Annotated in this window: 19 protein-coding genes, 1 pseudogene and 1 riboswitch; of the genes and pseudogenes, 9 read left to right on the forward strand and 11 right to left on the reverse strand. The window is 30.8% G+C overall.

All coding sequences use genetic code 11. The features are described from left to right. The 3 genes from napA to L8X30_RS02140 form a co-directional block, all read right to left on the reverse strand. Positions 1 to 2,775: a periplasmic nitrate reductase subunit alpha gene (gene napA / locus L8X30_RS02130; protein WP_263678758.1), complete on the reverse strand. Its 2,775-nt coding sequence runs from the start codon at positions 2,773 to 2,775 to the stop codon at positions 1 to 3. 169 nt (positions 2,776 to 2,944) lie between these two features. Further along, positions 2,945 to 3,739 (reverse strand): flagellar basal-body rod protein FlgG, encoded by a 795-nt coding sequence (flgG, locus tag L8X30_RS02135; RefSeq protein ID WP_039626513.1) that lies wholly within the window; start codon positions 3,737 to 3,739, stop codon positions 2,945 to 2,947. Between the two features lie 17 nt (positions 3,740 to 3,756). Next, positions 3,757 to 4,569, reverse strand: coding sequence for a flagellar hook-basal body protein (locus L8X30_RS02140; RefSeq protein WP_039668554.1), 813 nt, complete (start codon positions 4,567 to 4,569; stop codon positions 3,757 to 3,759). Positions 4,570 to 4,704: 135 nt separating this feature from the next. Between L8X30_RS02140 and rpoD the strand changes: the two genes are divergently transcribed. Next, the gene (gene rpoD, locus L8X30_RS02145; RefSeq protein WP_263678759.1) at positions 4,705 to 6,582 is read left to right on the forward strand and encodes an RNA polymerase sigma factor RpoD; all 1,878 of its coding nucleotides are present in this window, start codon (positions 4,705 to 4,707) and stop codon (positions 6,580 to 6,582) included. 20 nt (positions 6,583 to 6,602) lie between these two features. On the opposite strand, the gene L8X30_RS02150 is transcribed toward rpoD, so the two are convergent. Next, complete coding sequence (locus L8X30_RS02150; RefSeq protein ID WP_263678760.1) at positions 6,603 to 8,696, reverse strand: RNA degradosome polyphosphate kinase; 2,094 nt, start codon at positions 8,694 to 8,696, stop codon at positions 6,603 to 6,605. A gap of 228 nt (positions 8,697 to 8,924) precedes the next feature. Here L8X30_RS02150 and nrfH point away from each other — a divergent pair, with 228 nt between their 5' ends. After that, the gene (gene nrfH, locus L8X30_RS02155; protein ID WP_263678762.1) at positions 8,925 to 9,419 is read left to right on the forward strand and encodes a cytochrome c nitrite reductase small subunit; all 495 of its coding nucleotides are present in this window, start codon (positions 8,925 to 8,927) and stop codon (positions 9,417 to 9,419) included. Between the two features lie 16 nt (positions 9,420 to 9,435). Further along, entirely contained in the window at positions 9,436 to 11,253 is a 1,818-nt protein-coding gene (locus L8X30_RS02160; RefSeq protein WP_263678764.1) for an ammonia-forming cytochrome c nitrite reductase subunit c552, read from the forward strand. Between the two features lie 27 nt (positions 11,254 to 11,280). On the opposite strand, the gene thiC is transcribed toward L8X30_RS02160, so the two are convergent. The 3 genes from thiC to rpe all read right to left on the reverse strand — a co-directional run bounded on the left by thiC (position 11,281) and on the right by rpe (position 14,169). Continuing rightward, entirely contained in the window at positions 11,281 to 12,579 is a 1,299-nt protein-coding gene (gene thiC, locus L8X30_RS02165; RefSeq protein WP_263678765.1) for a phosphomethylpyrimidine synthase ThiC, read from the reverse strand. A 44-nt stretch (positions 12,580 to 12,623) separates the two neighbouring features. After that, positions 12,624 to 12,728, reverse strand: a riboswitch (TPP riboswitch). Between the two features lie 32 nt (positions 12,729 to 12,760). Beyond that, entirely contained in the window at positions 12,761 to 13,525 is a 765-nt protein-coding gene (locus tag L8X30_RS02170) for a 3'-5' exonuclease (RefSeq protein ID WP_257396772.1), read from the reverse strand. Beyond that, positions 13,522 to 14,169: a ribulose-phosphate 3-epimerase gene (gene rpe / locus L8X30_RS02175; protein ID WP_263678768.1), complete on the reverse strand. Its 648-nt coding sequence runs from the start codon at positions 14,167 to 14,169 to the stop codon at positions 13,522 to 13,524. The genes L8X30_RS02170 and rpe overlap by 4 nt, the downstream gene beginning before the upstream one ends. A gap of 142 nt (positions 14,170 to 14,311) precedes the next feature. On the opposite strand from rpe, the gene rpmB reads away from it, so the two are divergent. The 5 genes and pseudogenes from rpmB to L8X30_RS07935 all read left to right on the forward strand — a co-directional run bounded on the left by rpmB (position 14,312) and on the right by L8X30_RS07935 (position 17,083). After that, entirely contained in the window at positions 14,312 to 14,506 is a 195-nt protein-coding gene (gene rpmB / locus L8X30_RS02180; protein ID WP_012661734.1) for a 50S ribosomal protein L28, read from the forward strand. A gap of 25 nt (positions 14,507 to 14,531) precedes the next feature. Beyond that, positions 14,532 to 15,659 (forward strand): potassium channel family protein, encoded by a 1,128-nt coding sequence (locus tag L8X30_RS02185; RefSeq protein ID WP_263678769.1) that lies wholly within the window; start codon positions 14,532 to 14,534, stop codon positions 15,657 to 15,659. Between the two features lie 47 nt (positions 15,660 to 15,706). Beyond that, the gene (locus tag L8X30_RS02190) at positions 15,707 to 15,922 is read left to right on the forward strand and encodes a YdcH family protein (RefSeq protein WP_012661736.1); all 216 of its coding nucleotides are present in this window, start codon (positions 15,707 to 15,709) and stop codon (positions 15,920 to 15,922) included. Positions 15,923 to 16,351: 429 nt separating this feature from the next. Further along, positions 16,352 to 16,636, forward strand: a pseudogene (locus tag L8X30_RS07930) (methyl-accepting chemotaxis protein); the annotation flags it as partial. A 99-nt stretch (positions 16,637 to 16,735) separates the two neighbouring features. After that, positions 16,736 to 17,083 carry a CZB domain-containing protein gene (locus tag L8X30_RS07935; protein WP_412175494.1) on the forward strand — a complete coding sequence of 116 codons (348 nt, stop codon included), beginning with the start codon at positions 16,736 to 16,738 and terminating at the stop codon, positions 17,081 to 17,083. Between the two features lie 8 nt (positions 17,084 to 17,091). Here L8X30_RS07935 and L8X30_RS02200 read toward each other — a convergent pair whose 3' ends face one another. The 3 genes from L8X30_RS02200 to groES all read right to left on the reverse strand — a co-directional run bounded on the left by L8X30_RS02200 (position 17,092) and on the right by groES (position 19,689). Further along, positions 17,092 to 17,661 carry an NUDIX domain-containing protein gene (locus L8X30_RS02200; protein ID WP_263678772.1) on the reverse strand — a complete coding sequence of 190 codons (570 nt, stop codon included), beginning with the start codon at positions 17,659 to 17,661 and terminating at the stop codon, positions 17,092 to 17,094. A 117-nt stretch (positions 17,662 to 17,778) separates the two neighbouring features. Beyond that, the gene (gene groL, locus L8X30_RS02205) at positions 17,779 to 19,416 is read right to left on the reverse strand and encodes a chaperonin GroEL (protein ID WP_070256698.1); all 1,638 of its coding nucleotides are present in this window, start codon (positions 19,414 to 19,416) and stop codon (positions 17,779 to 17,781) included. Between the two features lie 12 nt (positions 19,417 to 19,428). After that, entirely contained in the window at positions 19,429 to 19,689 is a 261-nt protein-coding gene (gene groES, locus L8X30_RS02210) for a co-chaperone GroES (RefSeq protein WP_149062447.1), read from the reverse strand. A 162-nt stretch (positions 19,690 to 19,851) separates the two neighbouring features. Here groES and L8X30_RS02215 point away from each other — a divergent pair, with 162 nt between their 5' ends. Next, complete coding sequence (locus L8X30_RS02215; RefSeq protein ID WP_263678774.1) at positions 19,852 to 22,395, forward strand: hypothetical protein; 2,544 nt, start codon at positions 19,852 to 19,854, stop codon at positions 22,393 to 22,395. A 29-nt stretch (positions 22,396 to 22,424) separates the two neighbouring features. Here the strand turns inward: L8X30_RS02215 and hpf are convergent, their stop codons facing one another. Further along, positions 22,425 to 22,943, reverse strand: coding sequence for a ribosome hibernation-promoting factor, HPF/YfiA family (gene hpf / locus L8X30_RS02220; protein ID WP_263678776.1), 519 nt, complete (start codon positions 22,941 to 22,943; stop codon positions 22,425 to 22,427). Between the last annotated feature and the right edge of the window lie 14 nt (positions 22,944 to 22,957).

The raw sequence follows: 22,957 nt of genomic DNA on the forward strand, positions 1-22,957 counted from the left end.
TTATGCTTTAGTAATTTTTACGGCACATTTTTTGAAATCTGTTTGATTAGACAACGGACAAGTTGCATCTAGTGTAACTTTGTTTATATATACATTCTCATCAAACCAAGGCACATACACAAGGCCTTTAGAAGGTTTATTTCTACCACGAAAATCTACTCTAGCTTTTACTTTACCACGACGTGATTCTACCCATACAATATCACCTTGATTAATTTTCATAGCCTTAGCATCATCTTCATTCATATAACAAAGTGCTTCAGGTACTGCACGGAAAAGCTCAGGAACCCTCATGGTCATAGTTCCACTATGCCAATGCTCTAAAACCCTACCAGTACACAACCAGAATGGATATTCTTCGCTTGGTTTTTCAGGTGCTTTCATAAATGGTCTAAAGAAAATTTTTACTTTGTTTTTTAAACTGTATTTTTCTTTAGTTTGTGGAGCTAGTAAATCTCCTTTTGGTAATTCTTTAGCAAAATCACCATAAAACGCAAAGTCTGAATTTGGAGCAGCTTTTTTAGCATAATAATCAAATTTAGTATTAAATCTCCACTGGGTTTCTTTACCATTTACCACAGGCCATCTTAAACCTCTTACTTTATGATAAGTATCAAAATCAGCTAAATCATGTCCATGACCTAAGCCAAATTTGCGGTATTCTTCCCATAGATATTTTTGTACAAAAAATCCATAACCTTCAAATTCTTTACCGTCACTACCTATAATTTTTCTTTCATCGCCATTAACATCACTATTATCAAATCCTTTTACAATAGAATCGTTTGCTTTAAAAGATTTTGCTTCTTTATTAGCAAATAATACATCATATAAAGTATCATCTTCGCTATAACCCATAGCTTTAGCTTCTTCTAAAACACTTGGTAGGGTAAGCTTATCATTTACCTTAGTTTCGCCCCAAACTTCTTTTAATTTAAAGCGTTTTGCAAATTCCATGATTTGCCAAGTATCACTCATAGCTTCACCTACAGGCAGCACTTGTTGCTTCCAGTGTTGAGTTCTTCTTTCAGCATTACCATAAGCACCCCATTTTTCATAAATCATAGCACTTGGTAAAATTAAATCTGCCACCTTAGCACTAATTCCTGGGTAACAATCACTCACAACGATAAAATTATCCATTTCTCTAGCTGCTGCTATCCAGTGGTTTGCATTAGCAGTATTTTGCCAAGGATTATTTACTTGTACCCAAGCAAATTTGATATTTCCATCTTCTAAATCTCTCATGATTTTTAAGTATGGAGCACCTGGTTTTGGATTAATCGTTTTTGCAGGAACTTTCCAAATTTTTTCACTAATTTCTCTGTGTTTAGGATTTGCAACCACCATATCAGCAGGTAAACGATGCGAAAAAGTCCCTACTTCTCTTGCAGTTCCACAAGCACTTGGTTGCCCTGTCAATGAAAACGCACCGCTTCCTGGCTTAGCTTGTTTGCCAAGTAAAAAATGCACCATATAAGCTTGCTCATTTACCCAAGTACCTCTTGTGTGTTGATTAAAGCCCATAGTCCAAAAGCTTACAACTTTTCTATTTTTTTCTATATATAAATTTGCTAATTCTTGAAGTTTTTTCTTAAATTCTTCTATGCTTTCATCTTCATTACCCTTAGCAACTTTAGCAACATAATCAAGTGTATAAGGCTCTAAAGCTTTTTTGAAATCTTCAAATGAAATTTCCCAATGCGCATCAGGAGCATTTTGGTGTTTCATTTCAAATTTATCGCCTGCTTTTACACCCAAATAAGCCAAAGATACTGCTTCTTCTTCATCTACAATAATAGCATTTTGTTTTGCTACGGTATCTTTTTCACTTGCTTTAAATTTAGGATGGTTTGGATTATTTCTCATTCCATAACCAATATCAGCATAACCTGTTGTAAAAATACAATGTTTTTCAATAAATTCTTTATCCATAGCTTCAGGATGATTATAAACAATCTCTCTAGCGATATAATTCCAAATAGCTAAATCAGTATTTGGCTTGAAAATGATTTCAGTATCTGCTATATGAGAAGTTCTATTAGAAAAAGTAGATAAATTTACGATTTTAACTTTATCTAAATTACTTAATTTTCTATCACTTACCCTTGACCATAAAATCGGATGCATTTCTGCCATATTTGCACCCCAAGTAATAATAGTATCAGTAAGCTCTATATCATCATAACAACCAGAAGGCTCATCAACCCCAAAAGTTTGCATAAAACCAACAACAGCACTAGCCATACAATGACGTGCATTTGGGTCTATATTGTTGGATCTAAAACCAGCTTTTACTAATTTTGCAGCAGCATATCCTTCTTGTATAGTATATTGACCACTTGCAAAAATTCCAATCCCCTCCACACCTTTTTCTTTGTAGGCTTTTTTGAATTGTTTTTCCATTTCATCAAAAGCTCTTTGCCAAGAAACTTGTTGAAATTTTCCTTTTTTATCAAACTCACCTTTTGCATTTACACGAAGTAAAGGTGTTACTAAACGGTCTTCTCCATACATGATTTTTGCATTAAAATAACCTTTAATACAATTTAATCCACGATTTACCGGAGCTGCTGGGTCTCCTTTTACAGCGACAATTTTACCATCTAAACTTGCAACTAAAATTCCACAGCCTGTACCACAAAATCTACAAACAGCCTTATCCCAACGCCATTTATTCTCAGTATTTGCAAGTACACTACTTGGAACACTAAGACCTGCAACACCACAAGCACTAGCAATAGCGGTATTTTTAATGAAGTCCCTTCTGTTCATTATATCCCTCGTTATTGTTTTATTTATGTATAAAAGAATACATAAATAAAATATTACTATGATTAGTTTAAATTTAAATTATAATAGAGAATATTTTACAAGTATTTATAAATAGGAGTTTTTTAGTATTTTTTAATATTTTTTGCATATTATAAAACGCTAGTTAATTCTAGCGTTTTAATTGATTTACAATTCCAAGCATATCATCGCTTGTAGTAATAGCTTTTGAGCCAGCTTCATAAGCTCTTTGCCCTGTAATAAGATCAGTCATTTCTTCTACAAGCTGAACATTACTAAGCTCTACAAAGCCATGTTTGATTACAGAAAATCCATTCTCTCCAGCTATACCTGCAATAGGCGCTCCACTTGCATCAGTTTCTACTAAAAGATTATCTCCCAAAGCATGCAAGCCCGCCGGATTAATAAAATTTACAAGCTCAATTTGACCTATTTGAGTTTCAGCTGTATTTCCTGGCTGCATAACAGAAACCGTTCCATCACTTGCTACGTTAATAGCTGTAGCATCCTCAGGTATAGTCATTTCCGGCAAAAGTCTATAACCATCTGAATTTACAATATTTCCTTCAGCATCTTTGGTAAATTGACCATTTCTAGTATAAGCTATAGTTCCATCAGGCATTTGAATTTGGAAAAAGCCATTATTACCAGCGATTGCCATATCAAGACCTGAAGTTGATGTTTGTTTTAAACTACCTTCACTAAAAATTTTACTCACAGCTGTCACTCTTGAGCCAAGACCCACTTCTATACCACTTGGGTGTTTTGTGGTACTTGAGGTTGAAGTACCTGCGTATTTCATCGTTTGATACATCAAATCTGCAAATTCTGCACGCGATTTTTTATAACCTACTGTATTAACATTTGAAATATTATTTGACGTTACATCAATTTGTGTTTGTTGTGATACCATCCCTGATGCTGCTGTATATAATGATCTTAACATTTTATCTATCCTTAGTTTTATTTAGTACTTGCTAATTTGTTAATAGCTTCTTGATTTAAATCATCCATATGAGATGTCATAACTTTTTGATACATCTCAACCATTCTATTTGCTTCGATTAATCCTACCATTTCTGTAACTGGATTAACATTTGAACCTTGAGTAAAACCTTGCTTAATGGCATTTGAATTTGGCAAATCTCTAATTTTGTTTAAATTATCGATTTTATACATATTATCACCATCTTTTTGCAAATCTCTTAAATCATCAACTTGCGCTACGAATAATCTTGCTATATCTTGATTAGATGCACTGATGATTCCATTTTTATCCACATTAATAAAAGATGTGGAATTTCCTATGCGTATGCCATCGTTTTCAGGATTGTTAAAATAATCACTGCTTAAAACTCTATACCCTTGACGATTTACCAAATATCCCTCATCATCAAGCTGGAAATTTCCGTCTTGACTCAATCTTACCTCACCATTATTTGTTTTAATTAAATAAAAAGTATCCTCACGAGTAAGAGCTAAATCCAAAGGATTATGCGTCATTTTCATAGAACCTACGCTAAAATTTGTATAGACGTGATTAACTTGTGGAACCCTATCTATAGTTGTATTTACAAATCTTGCAGCATCTCTTGTATGATTTTGTATAGGTAACTCATCTTGAGTTTCTTTAAAAATCCTTTTAAAATCTGCAATAACAACATTATCTCTTTTATAGCCACTTGTATTTACATTTGCTAGGTTATTAGTTACAACATCTAAGCGATTAAACTGCGTAACCATAGCACCAGTAGCTTGATAATACCCATTTTGCATTGTTTTTCCTAACTAAAATCTTAATTTTCTACATGATAAAGCAAAAGCTGTTCCAAAATGTTTTTATTTGTTTTTAATTAATTTTTAGGCATAATATTTAGTTTTACACTCATTACTTAAATACAAGGGGTATCCATGGCTAATGAAACCAATGTTTTAGAAGAACTTTTCAAAGAAAATTCTAAAGATTATATCACATATGAAAAACTTGTCAAGTATTTTGCAAAGCTTCCAAATGCAACAAGTGCAAAAAAAATCCGCGATTTAATGGATAAACATAAAGTAGAATTAATTTCTTCAGCTGAAATTGCTAAAAAAAGAAATTTAGAAGAAGCAAAAAAACTACAAGAAGAAAAACAAAAATTACAAGATACGAGTTTAGAAAATGAATTTGATTTAGCCAATGAAAACGATTTGCTTGAATGGAGTAGATCAGACTCTCCTGTTAGAATGTATTTAAGAGAAATGGGACAAATAGCTCTTTTAAACAAGGACGAGGAAGTTGAAATTTCTAAAAAAATTGAGCTAGGTGAAGATATTATTATTGATGCTTTTTGTTCTGTGCCTTATTTGATAGATTTTATACTTGATTATAAAGAACCTTTAATCAATAGAGAAAGAAGAGTAAAAGAGCTTTTTAAAAGCTTTGAAGATGATGATAAAAGTGATGATGATAAAAGTGATGATGAAATAGATTCTGAAGAAGAAAATGAAAACGAGGAAAATGAAAACTCAAGTGAAAAAAAACCTAAAAAAGCAAGTAAAAAAGAAGACGAAAGAACCTTAAAAGTTATAGAAAGTTTTAAGGCCCTAGAAAAAGCAAAAAAAGAATGGTTAAAAACCATATCTACTATTAATGCAGAAAAAAATGATGATGAATTGTTAGATAAACTCATAATTGCTTTTAAGAAAAATATATTAAAAGAAAAACTAATGGATCTAGGTCCAACTTCAAAACTTATCTCTGAAATCGTAAAATCCATGGAAACAGCTTTAAAAAGTGATGAGGAATTTGACAAAGAATTAAAACGCTTAGAATATCGTTTGCCAATGTTTTCAGAAGAATTAAAACAAAGACACCAAGATATCTTAAAAGATATTACCAAACTTAGCAAAGAAGAAATCGCTGAACGCGCACTAGAAACTACGATGGTAAGCACTTATATGGAGATAAAAAAACTCATTCAAACTAAAGAAGCTAGTCAAAATTCTTTTGATTTAGAAAAAGATCAACTAAAAGAAATTCTAGAGCAAATAAAACGCGGTAAAAAAATCTCAGATGAAGCTAAAACCAGAATGGCAAAATCAAATTTACGCTTGGTTGTAAGCATTGCTAAAAGATATACCAATCGTGGGTTACCATTTTTAGATTTGATCCAAGAGGGCAATATAGGCTTAATGAAAGCGGTAGATAAATTTGAATACAAACGCGGTTATAAATTTTCAACCTATGCAACTTGGTGGATTAGACAAGCCATTTCAAGAGCTATTGCTGATCAAGCAAGAACAATTAGAATTCCTATTCATATGATAGAAACTATTAATCAAATCAATAAAATCATTCGTGAATATTTACAAAAAGAAGGTAAAGAACCTGATGTAAGCATTATTGCTAAAGAAGTAGGACTTAGCGTAGATAAAGTAAAACAAGTGATTAAAATCACTAAAGAACCAATTTCTCTAGAAGCGCCTATTAGCAATGAAGATGATGGTAAATTTGGAGATTTTGTAGAAGATAGAACTTCAATTTCACCTATGGATCACATCTTAAAAGATGATTTAAAAGAACAAATTGATGAAGTTTTAGATCAGCTTAATGACAGAGAAAAAGCTGTTATTAGAATGCGTTTTGGTTTAATGGATGATGAAAGTGATAGAACCTTAGAAGAAATCGGCAAAGAACTAAATGTCACAAGAGAAAGAGTAAGACAAATAGAAAGCTCAGCCATAAAAAAACTCAAACACCCAAAAGTTGGTAGAAAACTTAAAAATTATATAGAAGGTTGGAAATAATCCTTGCTAAAAAGCAAGGATTAGCTATCTCTAAAAAGCTTCGTTGCTAAATGCGCTGCTCTGCTATGATCAGTATCTTTTTTCAAGGTATTAAAAATTCTACTAATATATTCTTCTAAAATTTGTTGAGAATTATTAATTTTTTCTGCTTCATTTAAAGTAATCTTACGATATCTTCCTTCACTGTTTAACTCATAAGCTAAATCATTATCACTTAACTGCAGTTTTAAAATTTGGGCTAATTTTGCACGCGAATGCTCATCAAAAATAGGAGTCATTAATTCTAGTCTTCTTTCTAAATTCCTTGGCATCCAATCAGCACTTGAAATAAAATAATTTGGCTCAGTGTGTTTAAAATATAAAATTCTAGCATGTTCTAAATATTTTCCAACTATACTTCTAACTTTTATATTTTCACTATACCCTTTTACTCCAGGTCTTAAACAACAAATTCCACGCACAATAAGATCTATTTTAACACCCTTATTTGAAGCCTCATATAAAGCTTTAATCACATCACCATCTACTAAAGCATTCATTTTGGCTATGATTACCCCATCTTTTCCATGACTTGCTTCTGTAGCTATCATATCTAAAATTCGTTCTTTGATTTGCTTTGGACTCATTGATAAAGTCTTTAATCGACGGCTTTTGCTATATCCTGAAAGTATATGAAAAAAGGTTGTGGTATCTTGAGAGTATTCTTCTTTAGAAGTAAAATAACTCACATCAGTATAAATTTTAGCTGAACTTGCATTATAATTGCCTGTACTTAAATGATTATAAATTTTTAATTTATCCCCTTCTTTTCTAATCACTTGAGCTACTTTTGCATGCACTTTAAAACCAGTGATTCCATACACTACATGAGCCCCTGCATTTTCTAATGATTTTGCCCAGTGCAAATTATTTTCCTCATCAAAGCGTGCTTTTAATTCCACCATTACTGTAACTTGCTTGCCATCACTGGCTGCATCAATTAAAGCTTGGACTATGTTTGAATTTTTTTCTACCCTATAGAGAGTCATTCTTATAGAAACAACCTTAGGATCTTTACTTGCTTCTTTGATAAATTGATACACAGGCTCAAAACTTTCATAAGGCTGTATAGCCAATATATCTTGTTTATCAATTGCACTAAAAATAGATACATTATCTCCAAAAGGTGGTAAAATCTTTGGTGTATACACAGGGTTTAATAAATGTGTAAATTCTTTATTAGAAATGATTTGCCACAGTGATGGTAAATTTAAAAGTATGCTGTATTCATAAATGTCTTTATGAAAAATATTCATATGAGAACTTAAAAATTCAATCAACTGCTCATCTGCGCCTTTTTCTATTTGCAAGCGTATAAAAGCACCTTTTCTACGAAGCTTTAAACCCTGCTCCAAAATCAACATAAAATCATCAGCTTCTTCTTCTTCTATTTCCATATCTGCATTTCTAGTTACTCTAAAAGCAGCAGATGATAAAAGCTTATAACCAGGAAAAATATGCTCAGTATGATAGCGTACTATACTTTCTATAGGCACATAAATATTAGAGCTTACTTGATAAAATCTTGGTAAAACCCTAGGTATACGTATCATACCAAATTTTAAAAGTTCAGGATGCATAGGATCACAAAGCTTTACCGCCAAAGAAAATGAAAGATTATTTAAATGCGGAAAAGGATGGGTTGCATCAACCGCAATAGGCACTATTACAGGAAAAATATTAGAGAAAAAATGCTCATTACATTGTTGTTTTAAATCCTCATCAAGCTCTTCGTAAGAGCGAATAAATAAATTTTCTTTTTCTAAATCTTGAGTTATTTTAGTAAAATACTGCTCTACTACATATTTTTCTTCATGTAAATAATTTCTAATAGCTTTAAGCTGTGCAAGTGGTGTCATTTCATCATTACTTGCTGTGCTTATTCCTGCTATAAAAAGCTGTTTTAATCCAGCTACCCTTATCATGTAAAACTCATCTAAATTTGTACAATATATAGCTATAAATTTAAGTTTTTCAAGCAAAGGAAGATCTTTAGAACATTGATCTAAAACACGGGAGTTAAATGCAAGCCAAGAAAGTTCTCTATTAATATACATTGATGGTTGAATTTGCATAATACACCTGCCTTATTTTCTAGTATTTAATATTTTAGTATTTCTTTTATTAAAATTTATTTTATTTTTATAATAGTAAACAAAATTATATAAAAAAATAATACTTTTTTTATCTTATTAAAAAAATTATAAATGAATAATAAATTTATATTTACTTTTTAAGATTTTATAGTATAATATAATTATATCTAAGTTCTTGTAACTTAAACTTCATTCAAAGGAGAGACTTTGAAAAAAGCAAACTCAAAACTTTTTGCTGTTTTCCTCTTCTTGCTTGTAATTTTAGCAGGAGTTGGAATGTATACTTTCCATAATGCTAAAGGCACTTCTTATTTTAGCGATGCTAGTGAAAGCTGTAATAATTGTCATATTATGAACGAAGTTTATAATGATTATTTAAAAGCTTCACACTCTAAAGAAGTTGATGGTAAACCAAGAGCAACCTGTAATGATTGTCATTTACCACATAGCTTTTTTGAAAAATGGATTGCTAAAGCTCAAAGTGGTTTAGGACATGCTTATGCATTTACTTTTAAACTTGATTCTTTACCTACGCATTTAAGTGCAAATGAAAAAAGTAAAGAAATAGTCCAAAATAACTGCATAGAATGTCATAAAGAAATTGCGAGCAACACTATCAACCCTACTCTAGATCCACATAAAGATAATTCTTTAAGTTGTGTATCTTGTCACCAAGGTGTTGGCCATAAGAGAGGATTTTAAATGAAAGGAGTAATTAATGAATAATAAAGGCATTTTATATAGTGCTATAAGTGCTACTATAGTAGCTATTGCGGGTGTATTGTGGTTAAATCAAGATATCACAGCTAAAACAAATGATTCAGTAGGTGGAATCATTTCTCAAGAAATTGTAAAACTTGGCGATGAAAACCCTACTTTTGATTATTGGGGAAAGAATTTTCCTGATTATTTAGATATGCATACAGCAGTGGAAAAACAAGCACCTAATGCAACAGAATTTGGTGGAAATTTAGCTTATTCAAAACTAATCCGCTATCCACAACTAACTGTTCTTTGGGCGGGTTATCCATTTAGCATTGATGCTAATGAAGAAAGAGGACACTTTTGGGTTCAAGTAGATCAAATGGATACAGCTAGAAATAACAAAGATTTCTTAAATGCACATGGCTTTGCAGGATTTGGTGGTCAACCAACAGCTTGCATGAATTGCCATAGCGGATGGACTCCTTGGCTTTTAAACAACACTGCAAAAGGTGATTGGGTGGCATTTAACTCTGCAAAATATTGGACTATGATTAAAACAGTTCCTGCGGTAAATGGAGCTAAAGAAAACTCGCCTGAGCACAGTGGACCTCATGGTGGAAAAAGAATGGGTGTAACATGTGCAGATTGTCACAACCCAACAGACATGAGTTTAAGACTTACAAGACCAGCTTTAATCAACGCATTAATTTCAAGAGGCTATGAAGCAGATGAAAAACAAGGCATTAAAGCTTCAAGAAGCGAGATGAGAACTTTAGTATGCTCTCAATGTCATGTTGAATACTACTTCAAACCAACAGGTACTAAAGTAAAAACTATCGGTGAAAGTATTGCTAATGATAGTTCTAAAAAATGGTGGAATGGTACACAAAAAACTTATGATGAATTTGACTCTTGGAGAGATGGAAATAAACCAATTGAAATTGAGGTTGATGGTATAGAGTTAACCTATCCATGGAGTGAGTGGAAAAAAGGTGAGCCATTTAGAATAGAAATGTTTGATGATTATTATGAAAAAAATAGAGAAAATTTCCCAAGTGATTGGGTTCATAAAATCACTAAAGCACCTATGTTGAAAATTCAACACCCAGAAAGCGAGCTTTATAGTGGTGGAGTACATGCTGCAAATGGTGTAAGTTGCGCAGATTGTCACATGCCTTATATTAGAAAAGGTGCAAAAAAAGTTACCAACCATAACATCACCTCGCCTTTAGTTGATATTAATTCAGCTTGTAAAACTTGCCATACTCAAAGCGAAAGCTATCTAGCTAAACAAGTAAAAGATATTCAAAATTCAGTAGCTCATGATTTAAGAACAGCTGAATATTCTTTAGTAAGCTTGATTAAAGATGTAGAAACTATTCGCGCAGAGCTTGGAAAAATGCCTAAATTCCAAACTAATGGCAAAGCAGATGATGCTAAAATTTCAGCTGAATTAAAAGAAGTATTAGAACTTCATAGAAAATCTCAAGTAAGAGCAGACTTTGTAGGTGCTGAAAACTCAACAGGATTCCACAATCCTAGAGAAGCTTCAAGAATGCTTTTACAATCAGTTGATATGTCAAGACAAGGACAAACTAAATTAGTAGAAATTGCGGCCAAAAATGGTATTAAAGATTTCAAAACTTCAAATTTAGGTTTTGAAGATATTCAAAAATTAAATCCAGGTGAAATTCACTATAAAGTAGATCTAAATGGCAACAAAGCAGGAGACCGCTACTATAAACACCAAGAAGTAAATGGTAATCCACCAGCAAAATTTCTTGAAGATGATAAAAATCTAAAACCTTATAATTATAAAGTAATAGATTAATCAAACTAAACCCTCATAATCGAGGGTTTATTCTTTTATCAAACTTACATCCTCACCTTTTAAAATTTTATTCATAGTGTTCATAGCACACATTTTTCCACACATTGAACAAGAATTAAGTTCTTCAGGCTTTCTTTCATTAAACATTTTCTTAGCCTTTTCTCCATCAATTGCCAATTTAAACATTTTTTCCCAATCAATATCTTGTCTAGCTTTACTCATTTCATCATCTATTTTTCTTTCTTTAGGAAGTTTGGCTATATCTCCTGCATGAGCTGCTATTTTAGTCGCTACTATACCATCTCTTACATCTTCTAAATTTGGAAGTCTTAAATGCTCAGCAGAAGTTACATAGCAAAGTATATCAGCACCAGCTGCCGCTGCAACTGCTCCACCGATCGCTCCGCTTATATGATCATATCCTGCACCTATATCAGTAACCAATGGTCCTAAGACATAAAAAGGCGCGCCGTTGCAAATTCTTTTTTCAAGTTGCATATTAGCTTCTATTTCGTTAATAGCCATATGGCCAGGTCCTTCTATCATCACTTGTACATCTTGAACCCATGCTCTTTTAGTTAATAACGAAAGTTCTATAAGTTCAGCAATTTGAGCTCCATCACTTGCATCATGAGTACAACCAGGTCTTAGCGCATCACCCAAAGAAAGTGTCACATCAAATTCCTTACATATAGCGAGTAAATCATCATAATATTCATAGAATGGATTTTCAGCATCATTCATTTGCATCCAAGCATAAAGAACTGAACCTCCTCTTGAAACTATATTAGTAATCCTATCACACTCTTTAAAAACCCTAGCAGCACGAGAATTTATCCCTGCATGAATTGTCATAAAATCCACTCCACTTTTAGCGTGATGATATACTACATCTAAAAAATCTTTTGCCTTAATATCTTTTAAATCTTTTTCTAAAAATCCAACCGCATCATAAACAGGCACAGTGCCTATCATAGCTTTTGAAGTGACAATTAGCTCATCTCTAAAACGACTAGTTTTACCATAATTACTAAGATCCATAATAGCTTCTATATTAAATTTATGAGCCAATTCTACTTTTTTCATTTCTTCACTATAATCTACACAATCATTTGAAACACCTAAATTTACATTTACCTTTGTTTTAAGTCCATAGCCAATACCATTTGGGTCTAGTGCTTTATGGTTGATATTTGCAGGAATGATAATTTTTCCACATGCTATATTTTCAAGCAAAAAATCTTCACTTACTTGCTCTTTTTGTGCAACAATTTGCATTTGTTTTGTAAAAATTCCTTCTTTTGCATAAGACATTTGAGTTTTCATTTAAATTTATCCTTAAAATAAAATTTGGATAAATGAAGGGTATGTGAGTAGTTGATAAATTATCCCAACGCTAGCATTACCTAGTTCTGGTGCGGTCTAAGCTTTTAGCTTACTCTCAGCCTGTATCACAAGCTCCCGTCATTTATGCAAAGTAAGTATAACAATAAATACAAAACAAAGTTTATTTTTTTATTTGATTTTTAGCTTGCTTGCTAAAATGTAACAATTCTTCAGTAGTTTTAATGTAAAAAGGAATTTTTTTAAGACAGTATTTTAAAATTTCACTTGCAGCCAAAGCATCACTTAAGGCTCTATGATGCTTACTTTCAATGCACAAAAACTCTTTTAGCGCATCAAGACCGTATTTTGGACTTTCAATACACTTTTTAGCTAAATCAATAGTGCATAATCTTCTATTTAAAAGCACCCCAAAATCATTTTCATACATAGCTTTAGATATAAAATGATAATCAAAACGCACATTGTGTGCTACAAAAATACTATCTTTTAAAAATAACTTAAAATCATTTAACACAGTTTTTAAAGAAGGTGCATTTTCTACCATATCCAAACTAATCCCAGTTAATTCTGTAATATTTTCAGGTATGCTTTCTACTTTTATAAAACTCTCAAATCTATCAATTTCTTTATAATTTTGAATTTTAACCGCACCTATTTCTAAAATTTGACCACTTTTTATCCCACCAGTGCTTTCAATATCTACTACACAAAAAATCTCATCTTTTATTTTTGTATTTTTACTTTTTAAGCACAAGCAATTTTGCGCATTAAGCTCCACTCCTAGTCCTAAAAGCTCAAAAATATATAAATCAAAGTCATAATGATTTAATTCTTCTATTTTTGCAAGTTCTTTTAAAACCCAAGGAAAAGGTTTGTTTTCTTTGCTTAGCTTGATGATTAAATCATCGATTTGTTGTTGGCTCAAAATTCAAGCTTTAAAGAATTAATTGCTGTTTTTTTATCTTGTGAGGAAAAGATATAACTACCTGCGACTAAAATATCAGCTCCTGCTTCATCTAAATCAGGCGCATTTAAACCATTTACCCCACCATCTACTTCTATAAAAACTTTAAGATTTTTCCTATCTATCATTTCTCTTAACTGTCTAATTTTATCATACACTAAAGGTAAAAAACTTTGCCCACCAAAGCCTGGATTAACACTCATTAAAAGCACCATATCTACAAATTCTAAAATATGCTCTATACTTGAAACTGGAGTATGTGGATTTAATACAATAGCAGGATGAATGCCGTTTTTTCTTATATACTCACACACCCTAATAGGATGGTTTTCAGCTTCTAAATGAAAACTAATGAATTTTGGTTTTACTGGAATAAATAAATCTACAAAACTACTAACATTATGCACCATTAAATGCACATCTAAAGGCACTGAAGTAATTTTTGAAATATTTTCAATCACACAAGGACCAAAAGTAAGATTTGGTACAAAATGCCCATCCATCACATCAATGTGCAACAAATCAGCCCCTGCTTCACACACATCTTTAATCTCATTTTCCAAATTTAAAAAATTTGCAGACAATAAACTTGGCGCTACATACATTTTATATCTCCAATAAAAGTAAAAAATAATTTTATCATACTTATTATCAAATTTTCTTTATGTATTTTTGATAATATTTGATTTTTTTAAGCTTGTTTTAGATACAATGCTAAAAATTATTTTTATTTCATAAGGAAAATTTATGTCAAGAATTTGCCAAATTACAGGAAAAGGACCTATGGTAGGTAACAATGTTAGCCATGCTAACAATAAAACAAAAAGACGCTTTTTGCCAAATTTAAGAACAGTTCGTATTACTTTAGAAGATGGAACTACTAGAAAAGTTAGAGTTGCTGCTTCGACTTTAAGAACACTTAAAAAGCAAAGTAGTAAATAATCCTTAATGTAAATGAGGAATTACTATGTCTTTTTTAAAAAAGCTACAAAAATTCCTCAATTGGTCTCCCTCCCCAAAACCTTCAATTAATCTCAATGATGAGCTTTATGAGCAACTTAAATTTTTAAGAATTCCTCTTATTGCCGTTGTTGTTATGACATTAATTGGGGCTTTTGGTTATATGCTCACAAGTAATTATAACCTTAACGATGCTATTTATCAAGCCGGTATGACTTTTACCACTTTGGGTTATACTGAAGTTAATCCCATACCAACAGCAGGTAGAATTTTTACTGTTGTATATGTACTATTAACTTTTACAATATTTACTTTTTGTATGGGTTTAGTAATAGAAATAGTAAAAAAAGGTGTTTTGTCTAAAATCATCAAGGAAAGAAGAATGCTGCATAAAGTTGCAAGATTAAAAAATCATTTTGTAATATGCTACCATAATGATTTTACCATAGAATTAGCACAGCAATTTAGAGAAAATCATATTCCTTTTGTTGTGGTTGATGAAGTTGAAAATTTCAGCGAGATTGCCGAAAAATATAATTATCCTTATTATATAGAAAGCGCACCTCATACTAATACAGCCTTTTTAAAAACCAATCTTTCTAGCGCAAAAGGCGTAATAACCCTTAGTAATAACATAGCAGATAATATTGCTATCATTGCCTCAGTAAGATTATTTGAAAAAGAACTACAAAGAATTAATCCTTATTTTATACTAGCTAGTTCAAGCAATGAAGATGAAACAGAAAAACTTAAAAAACTTGGAGCAAATTCTATTGTTTCTGCTACAAAATTAGTCGCACAAAGACTTAGTGCGATGTCAGCAAGACCAGATATGGAAAATTTATTAGAAAATTATCTTTATAAAAAAAATAGTCCTATTGATTTAGAAGAGGTTAAAATTCCTGATGAATCGTGGGTGAGATTTAAAAGATTAAAAGAAATTCATTTAAGAGATATGGCAAACGTAAGTATAGTAGGAATTTTAGAAAATAAAAAATTCACACCTATGCCAAGAGGTGATACTTTAATAGGTACTGGAGCAAAATTATTAATCGTAGGTACAGCAGACAGCATAAAAATAGCCAAAAAGATTATAAAAAACAAGCAAAAACCCGATGAGTTAAAATATATTTAACTTATTTTAAGCTATAATCAAATATTAATTTTAAAAAGGAGGCTTATATGCTACATGAATTTAGAGATTTAATTACTGAGCTAAAAGGTAAAGACATGCACTTTGATAAATTGTTTGAAGAGCACAATGAACTTGATCACAAAATCAAAGATGCAGAAGAAGGTAGAATTCATCTAGATAGCTTGGAAATTGCAAATCTTAAAAAAGAGAAATTAAGATTAAAAGATGAGTTAAACACTTATTTATCAAATTATAAAAAATAATTTCTTTCTAATTTTAACTTTCAAGGAAAAACTATGTTTGGAAAAAAAAGTCAATCAAAACAAGACTTTGAAGACTTACAAAATAAAATCAAAGAACTAGAAGAAGAAAACAAAAAACTTCTTTTAGAAAAACAAGAACTGATTGAAAAATACGAAAAGCAACTTCAAGAAGATTATGGGAAAACTGCACTTGAAACTCGTCTTTTGGAGATGTTGTTAAATGGAGTATTAAAAGGCATTTCAAATGTGCAAGGCGATATGCAAGAAAATGTAAATAAAGCTGAAATGATCTCCCAGTATTCTGACTCATCATTAAAAGATATGCAAGAATTAAATGCAATTACGCATTCAATTATATCTTCACTTCAAAGCATTATTGAATCAGCTAACCGTTCAAGAGATACAGCGGGTAATTTACACCGCAGTGTTGATGAGATCACTAATGTTATTAATTTAATCAAAGATGTATCTGATCAAACCAATCTATTAGCGCTAAATGCTGCTATTGAAGCTGCTAGAGCAGGAGAGCACGGAAGAGGCTTTGCTGTTGTTGCTGATGAAGTTAGAAAACTTGCTGAAAAAACACAAAAAGCAACCTCTGAAGTAGAATTAAATATTAATCTATTAAAACAAAATGCAGATGAAATGTATGGACAAAGTGAACAAGTAGAAAAAGTATCATTAGAATCAAATGAACATATTATAAAATTCTCTAGTAATTTTGCTCAATTAATCTCTAATGCAAATTCAACTAGCTCACACGCTAAAAGTATCACATCTGAAATTTTTATATCTTTAGCAAAATTAGATCATATCGCATTTAAACTAAATGGCTATAATGAAATCATTCATGCTTCAGGCAAAGCACTCTCTGATCATTTAAGTTGTAGACTTGCAAAATGGATTGCAGGTGTGGGCAAAGAAAGATTTTCTAGTGGAAGAGCTTTTGGTAAGTTAAATTTACCACACCAAAAGGTGCATGAAAATATCAACCAAGCTGTCGCCTTGGCACATAATGAAAACACAGGTAATGAATTAGTTCAAAATCAAATTCTAGATAAATGCTCAAATGCTGAAAAAGCCTCTGAAGATTTATTTGTAATCTTTAAAGAAATGCTTGATGAAAAAGACCCAAACATTGAAAATAAAGAAGAAAAATAAAGGTAAGATTAATTCTTACCTTTAAACCACAAATACGCATATTCAAGTAAAGGGGTTTTGATAGGATTTTCTTTAGAAAATTTTTCAAAGTCTTTTCTTTTTATCCATACTGCTTGAATATCCTCTCCATCAATTCCACCGCCATGACCAGTTTTATCATCTTCGGTAATTTCAGCATAAAATAAAAACTGTCTACTTACACCTGAACCAAAACCTGTATAAAACTCTCCTATTTTTTCTACAACCTTAGGAGTATAACCTAGCTCTTCAATGCATTCTTCTTTAGCTATTTCGTCTAAACTCAAATTTTTATCAACAAGTCCTGAACAAAGCTCTATGCTAAATCCCATCTCATCTAATTTTAAGTTATTACGTTTTTGATAATCCCATAAAGGAATTCTAAATTGTTTTACAAAGACAAAAGAATCTTTTTGAGTATGATACAAAAAAACAGAAACACTATCCAATGCTTCTATAAAATCCCAAGTATATTTTTTATTATCTTTGCCTATATAAGTATATCTTTTAGGTTTAATGTATTTTGAGTTGGAAAATCGCTCTTCTTGTAAGTTTTTCATGTAAAATCCTTATAATTTTACATCTATTATAACAAAAATAAAAATCAGTGCAGAAAAATAAAAAAAGAGTGAGTTGCTTTATATAAAAAGCAACTCAAAAGCAACAAAAAGATGGTATTACATCATACCACCCATGCCTCCCATACCGCCCATGCCACTCATATCAGGCATAGCAGGTTTATCCTCTTTGATTTCACTAATTGTAGCTTCAGTTGTTAAAAGCATACTAGCTACTGAAACTGCATTAAGTAAAGCCACTCTTTCTACTTTAACAGGATCAATAATACCGCTTTCAAGCATATTTACATATTCACCTTTTGCAGCATCAAAACCGGTATTTTCTTCTTTACTATTTTCTACTGTATTAACAACTACACCAGCATCAAATCCAGCATTTTCAGCAATTTGTCTTAAAGGTGCTCTTAAAGCTCTTTCTACAATAGCAGCACCAATAGCCTCATCACCTTGCAAATTCAAGCTGATTTTTGATTTTGCTTTGATTAATGCAGCACCGCCGCCTATTACTATACCTTCTTCAACAGCAGCTTTTGTAGCACTTAATGCATCATCAACTCTATCTTTTTTCTCTTTCATTTCAGTTTCAGTAGCAGCACCAACTTTAATTACCGCTACACCACCGCTTAACTTAGCTAGTCTTTCTTGTAGTTTTTCTCTATCATAATCTGAGCTTGTTTCAGCAATTTGAGCTTTGATTTGATTAATTCTTGCATCAATATTTGCTTTTTCACCTGCACCATTTACAATAGTTGTATTATCTTTATCAATGATCACGCTTGAAGCTTGACCTAAATCTTGGATACTAGCACTTTCTAAAGTTCTTCCAAGCTCTTCAGAAATCACTTCACCACCTGTTAAAATAGCAATATCTTCAAGCATAGCTTTTCTTCTATCACCAAAACCAGGAGCTTTAACTGCTGAAATATTTAAAACACCTCTTAATTTATTTACAACTAAAGTTGCTAAAGCTTCACCCTCAATGTCTTCAGCTATAATTAAAAGTGGTTTTCCTGTTTTTTGAATTTGTTCTAAAATTGGTAATAAATCTTTTAAGTTGGCAATTTTTTTATCAAATAACAAAATAAATGGATTTTGCAATTCAGCTGTCATTTTTTCAGTATTTGTAATAAAATATGGGCTTAAATAACCTCTATCAAATTGCATACCTTCAACTACATTTAATTCATCATTGATTGATTTTGCTTCTTCAACAGTGATAACACCATCTTTTCCAACTTTTTCCATAGCATCAGCGATTAAATTTCCGATTTTCTCATCTGAATTTGCAGAAATTGTTGCAACTTGAGCGATTTCTTTTTTGTCTTTAACTTCACGAGAAAGTTTTTTAAGTTCAGCTACTATAGCTTCACAAGCTTTATCCATACCTCTTTTAACTTCGATAGGATTAGCACCTGCTGTGATATTTCTCAAACCTTCTTTAAAAATAGCATGTGCTAAAACTGTTGCTGTTGTTGTTCCATCGCCTGCTTGATCAGCTGTTTTGCTAGCTACTTCTCTAACTAAAGAAGCACCCATATTTTCTAAAGAATCTTTTAATTCTACTTCTTTAGCCACACTTACACCATCTTTTGTGATAGTTGGAGCGCCAAAACTTTTTTGGATTAATACATTACGACCACGTGGTCCCATAGTAACTTTTACTGCATCATTAAGTTTTTTAACACCTTCATAAAGTTTATTTCTTGCTTCGTCTGAAAAAAATATTTCTTTTGCCATTTTTTATCCTTTTTATTTAATAATCCCTAAAACATCATCAATATTAAGAACTAAATACTCTTCATTGTCAAGTTTTATTTCAGTTCCGCCATATTTTGCAAACATTACTTTATCATTTACTTTAACATCTTCTATTTCTTTACTCACTGCAACAACTTCACCATTTAGTGGTTTTTCTTTAGCATTATCTGGTATAATAATCCCAGAAGCAGTAGTTTTCATTTCTTCTAAGCGTTTTACTAAAATACGCTTTCCTAGAGGTTGAAAATTCATTTTTTATCCTTTCTAAAATGTGCCATTTTTAGCACTCTTTGTTTTTGAGTGATAGAATTATACATTAAAGAAAGTTAATTGTCAATAAATTAAGTAAAATATATCATATAAGTTTAGTCTATTACACTAAATTTATATGATATATCATTATAAAGGTTTCTCATGAAAAAAATTCTCTACGTTCTTTTAGGTGTAGCGTGTATAGCATTTCTAGCTATATATACATTATTATTTACAAGCACAGGCAATACTTTTTTAAAGCCAAGAATCGAAACGATTATTGCTCAAAAAAGCGGCATGAATGTTAAATTTGAAAATTTTAAAATTAGTTTTTCACAACTTGACATTAAAGCAAATATTGATGATAAATTTTTTGCTAATATAGAAGGTGACATATCACTTTTAAGACTAGGATTTGATTTAAATTATCTTTTAGGACTTAAACAAAATTATATTCAAGAACTTGGCTTAAAAAGCGATAAAGATTTTACATTTAAAGGTAGTGCTGTAGGTAAAAGTGGTGATTTTTTAGTAAAAGGTAATGGGTTTTTGTTTGATTCTAATCTTAGTTTAGATGCAAAAATCGTTGATTTTTCTCCTATAAATCTTGAATTTATTGGAAAAAATATAGATTTAGCTCAAATTTTAGATTTTGCTAATCTACCAAGATATGCTCAAGGAAAAATTAGTATTATAAGTGATATACAAGCTAAAGATTTAAAACCAAATGGCAATGCTTTGATTAATTTTTACACAAGTTCTATCAATAATACTCTCATTGAAAAAGATTTTAATCTAAGCTTACCAAAACAAAGCTATATAAAAGGTGAAATAAGATCTTTAATCCAAAACAATGAAGTTATATCTAAAAGTGAAATTTTAAGTAATTTTTTTAAACTTTACACACAAAAAAGTATTTATGATATAGCAAAGCAAAGCTTAACTAGTGATTTTGACATCAAAATAGATGATTTTAATCAATTTTCATCTTTAGCTAAAATGAAATTCCAAGGCAAAAGTCAAATTCAAGGTAATTTACTTTTTGCAAGCAATCAATTACAAAAATTAGATGCTCACTTGCTTGGATTTGGTGGTAGCTTAAAAGCTGTTTTAGAAAATAATAATCTTAATATCAATACAACTAATATAGAAGTAGCAGAGCTTTTAAAGACTATCTCTATGCCTGCTTTTATTAATTCTAAATTAGTTTTAGATTTAAAAGCACAAGGGCTTGATTTTAAAAATTTCAATCTAAATACTAGGTTAAATAATGCAAATATAAATGTTATAGAATTTAAAAAACTAAGTAATCTTAATTTTCCAAAAACAACTTTTAACTTACAAGCTAAAGCAAATGCGAAAAATTCTTTAATTGATTATGAAGCTTTACTTGATTCAAACATAGCAAAAATACCTCAACTAAAAGGCTCATATAATCTTACAAACAAAGATTTAAATGCCCAAATTAGTGCTTTTGTAGATAATCTTAATAAATTAAAACCTTTAATCAAGCAAGATCTCAATGGACCTTTAAATTTAGATGCCAAAGTTGATCTTAAAGCAAATCAAATTCAAAATCTTGATGCAAATATTAAAATCATGCAAGGGCTTATCAATGCAAAATCTAATGGAAAAAGTTTACAAGCGAAAGTTGATAATATAAAATTAGAACAACTTTTTCCTTTGATAGGACAAAAAGTTTTAGCATTTGGCGATGTAAATGCTGATATTGATTTAAAAACACTTGATTTTAACAATATTAATGGTGATTTTAAAGCCACTATCAATTCTTCTTTTAATGAAGTAGAATTATCTAAACTTTTAGAGAAAAAATTTCCAAAGAATACTTCAGCAAAAATAAATCTTGATGGAAAAATTTCTAAATCAATCATTGATTTTAACGCTAAAGCTCTAAGTTCATTTGCAAATATTAACTCATTAAAAGGAAATTTTGATCTTAATCAAATGGCTCTAGCAAGCACTTATAATATATCATTGCAAGATTTTTCTAAGCTAGGATTTTTAGTCGATAGAAACTTAAAGGGCAAGGCTGATTTTGAAGGAAAATTTGATTTTAAAAACGCTTTAATAGATGCAAGCGTTAATAGTAAAAATATATTTAATGGCTCATTAAATGCCACTTTAAAAAATAATATTTTTAACGCTAAAATGCAAAATACTGATCTTTCAAATTTAGCTCAAAGTTTAGATTTGCCTGATTATTACCAAGCAAAATCAAATTTAAGTATTGACTACAATCTTTTAAAAGAAAGCGGTGTGGTGCTAATGAACTTAGCCGATGGACAACTTAAGAAAAACCTCATCACAAGTGCTTTAATGCTACTTTTACAAAAAGATATCACTCAAGATGTATATCGCAACGGTGAAGCTAAAATAAATATCAATAAAAATCTTATAGATTTAAATTTAAACCTAGTGGCTGATAGAAGTAATATAAACATCAGCAAAGGCAAAGTTGATACAAAAAGCACTAAATTAAACATTCCTTTTAATATCGTTATTGATAGAGCAAATTTCAAAGGAATTATAAAAGGAACAACACAAGATCCTAAAGTAAGTCTTGATACAAAAAGTGTTGTAAATTCTATTGTTAATACAATAGGTGGAAATGCTAGTGATGGTGCTAAAAACACAGGTAAAAAAGTAGATCAAGCAATAGATAAAATTTTTAACAAACTCTTCTAATATATCTAGCCTTAAAAAGGCTAGATTTTTTAAAATAAACCAAATTTACCATCTTTTTTCTTATACAGTACCCTCATTTTTGCATCTATGTCATTAAAAACTAAAAATATATCCTTACTTACTTTTAGCTTTTCTAGTGCTTCTTCAATTTCTAAAGGTTTATATAGCTCAAGTTCTGTTGGAACTATCTCATCTTCCTCAATCACACTTGGCAATACTAAATTTTCTTTTATCTCATCTTGATGCTTATGAGTAATATTTTTATCATGTAATCTTCTTAAAACCTTAGAAATTCTATCAATAGCTAAATCTATAGCAGCATATAAGTCTTTATCTTTTTGCTTTACAACCACTGTATTAATACCAGCTAAGTTAATGCTAAATTCAGCCCAAAATCCTTTCTTTCCATGCCTTTCATCAGCGCTTATAACACAACGTGCAGAAATCACATCTAAGCCATATTTACTTAAAGCATCAAAGCTTTTTTCCACATACTCTTTTATAGACTCAGTTAGCTCAAATTGCTTTCCAACTATACTTGTATTCATTACTTCTCCTTTTT

This window comes from Campylobacter sp. CNRCH_2015_0338h (assembly GCF_025772785.1).
GTDB lineage: Bacteria > Campylobacterota > Campylobacteria > Campylobacterales > Campylobacteraceae > Campylobacter_D.

What these genes read in the sequence shown, in the direction of transcription:
- thiC (WP_263678765.1), bottom strand. Translation starts at nt 12,579, where the DNA reads ATGAAAACTCAAATGTCTTATGCAAAAGAAGGAATTTTTACAAAACAA.
- L8X30_RS02185 (WP_263678769.1), top strand. Translation starts at nt 14,532, where the DNA reads ATGTCTTTTTTAAAAAAGCTACAAAAATTCCTCAATTGGTCTCCCTCC.
- napA (WP_263678758.1), bottom strand. Translation starts at nt 2,775, where the DNA reads ATGAACAGAAGGGACTTCATTAAAAATACCGCTATTGCTAGTGCTTGT.
- L8X30_RS02200 (WP_263678772.1), bottom strand. Translation starts at nt 17,661, where the DNA reads ATGAAAAACTTACAAGAAGAGCGATTTTCCAACTCAAAATACATTAAA.
- L8X30_RS02150 (WP_263678760.1), bottom strand. Translation starts at nt 8,696, where the DNA reads ATGCAAATTCAACCATCAATGTATATTAATAGAGAACTTTCTTGGCTT.
- rpmB (WP_012661734.1), top strand. Translation starts at nt 14,312, where the DNA reads ATGTCAAGAATTTGCCAAATTACAGGAAAAGGACCTATGGTAGGTAAC.
- groES (WP_149062447.1), bottom strand. Translation starts at nt 19,689, where the DNA reads ATGAATTTTCAACCTCTAGGAAAGCGTATTTTAGTAAAACGCTTAGAA.
- L8X30_RS02190 (WP_012661736.1), top strand. Translation starts at nt 15,707, where the DNA reads ATGCTACATGAATTTAGAGATTTAATTACTGAGCTAAAAGGTAAAGAC.
- L8X30_RS02160 (WP_263678764.1), top strand. Translation starts at nt 9,436, where the DNA reads ATGAATAATAAAGGCATTTTATATAGTGCTATAAGTGCTACTATAGTA.
- rpe (WP_263678768.1), bottom strand. Translation starts at nt 14,169, where the DNA reads ATGTATGTAGCGCCAAGTTTATTGTCTGCAAATTTTTTAAATTTGGAA.
- rpoD (WP_263678759.1), top strand. Translation starts at nt 4,705, where the DNA reads ATGGCTAATGAAACCAATGTTTTAGAAGAACTTTTCAAAGAAAATTCT.
- groL (WP_070256698.1), bottom strand. Translation starts at nt 19,416, where the DNA reads ATGGCAAAAGAAATATTTTTTTCAGACGAAGCAAGAAATAAACTTTAT.
- L8X30_RS02215 (WP_263678774.1), top strand. Translation starts at nt 19,852, where the DNA reads ATGAAAAAAATTCTCTACGTTCTTTTAGGTGTAGCGTGTATAGCATTT.
- flgG (WP_039626513.1), bottom strand. Translation starts at nt 3,739, where the DNA reads ATGTTAAGATCATTATATACAGCAGCATCAGGGATGGTATCACAACAA.
- L8X30_RS02140 (WP_039668554.1), bottom strand. Translation starts at nt 4,569, where the DNA reads ATGCAAAATGGGTATTATCAAGCTACTGGTGCTATGGTTACGCAGTTT.
- hpf (WP_263678776.1), bottom strand. Translation starts at nt 22,943, where the DNA reads ATGAATACAAGTATAGTTGGAAAGCAATTTGAGCTAACTGAGTCTATA.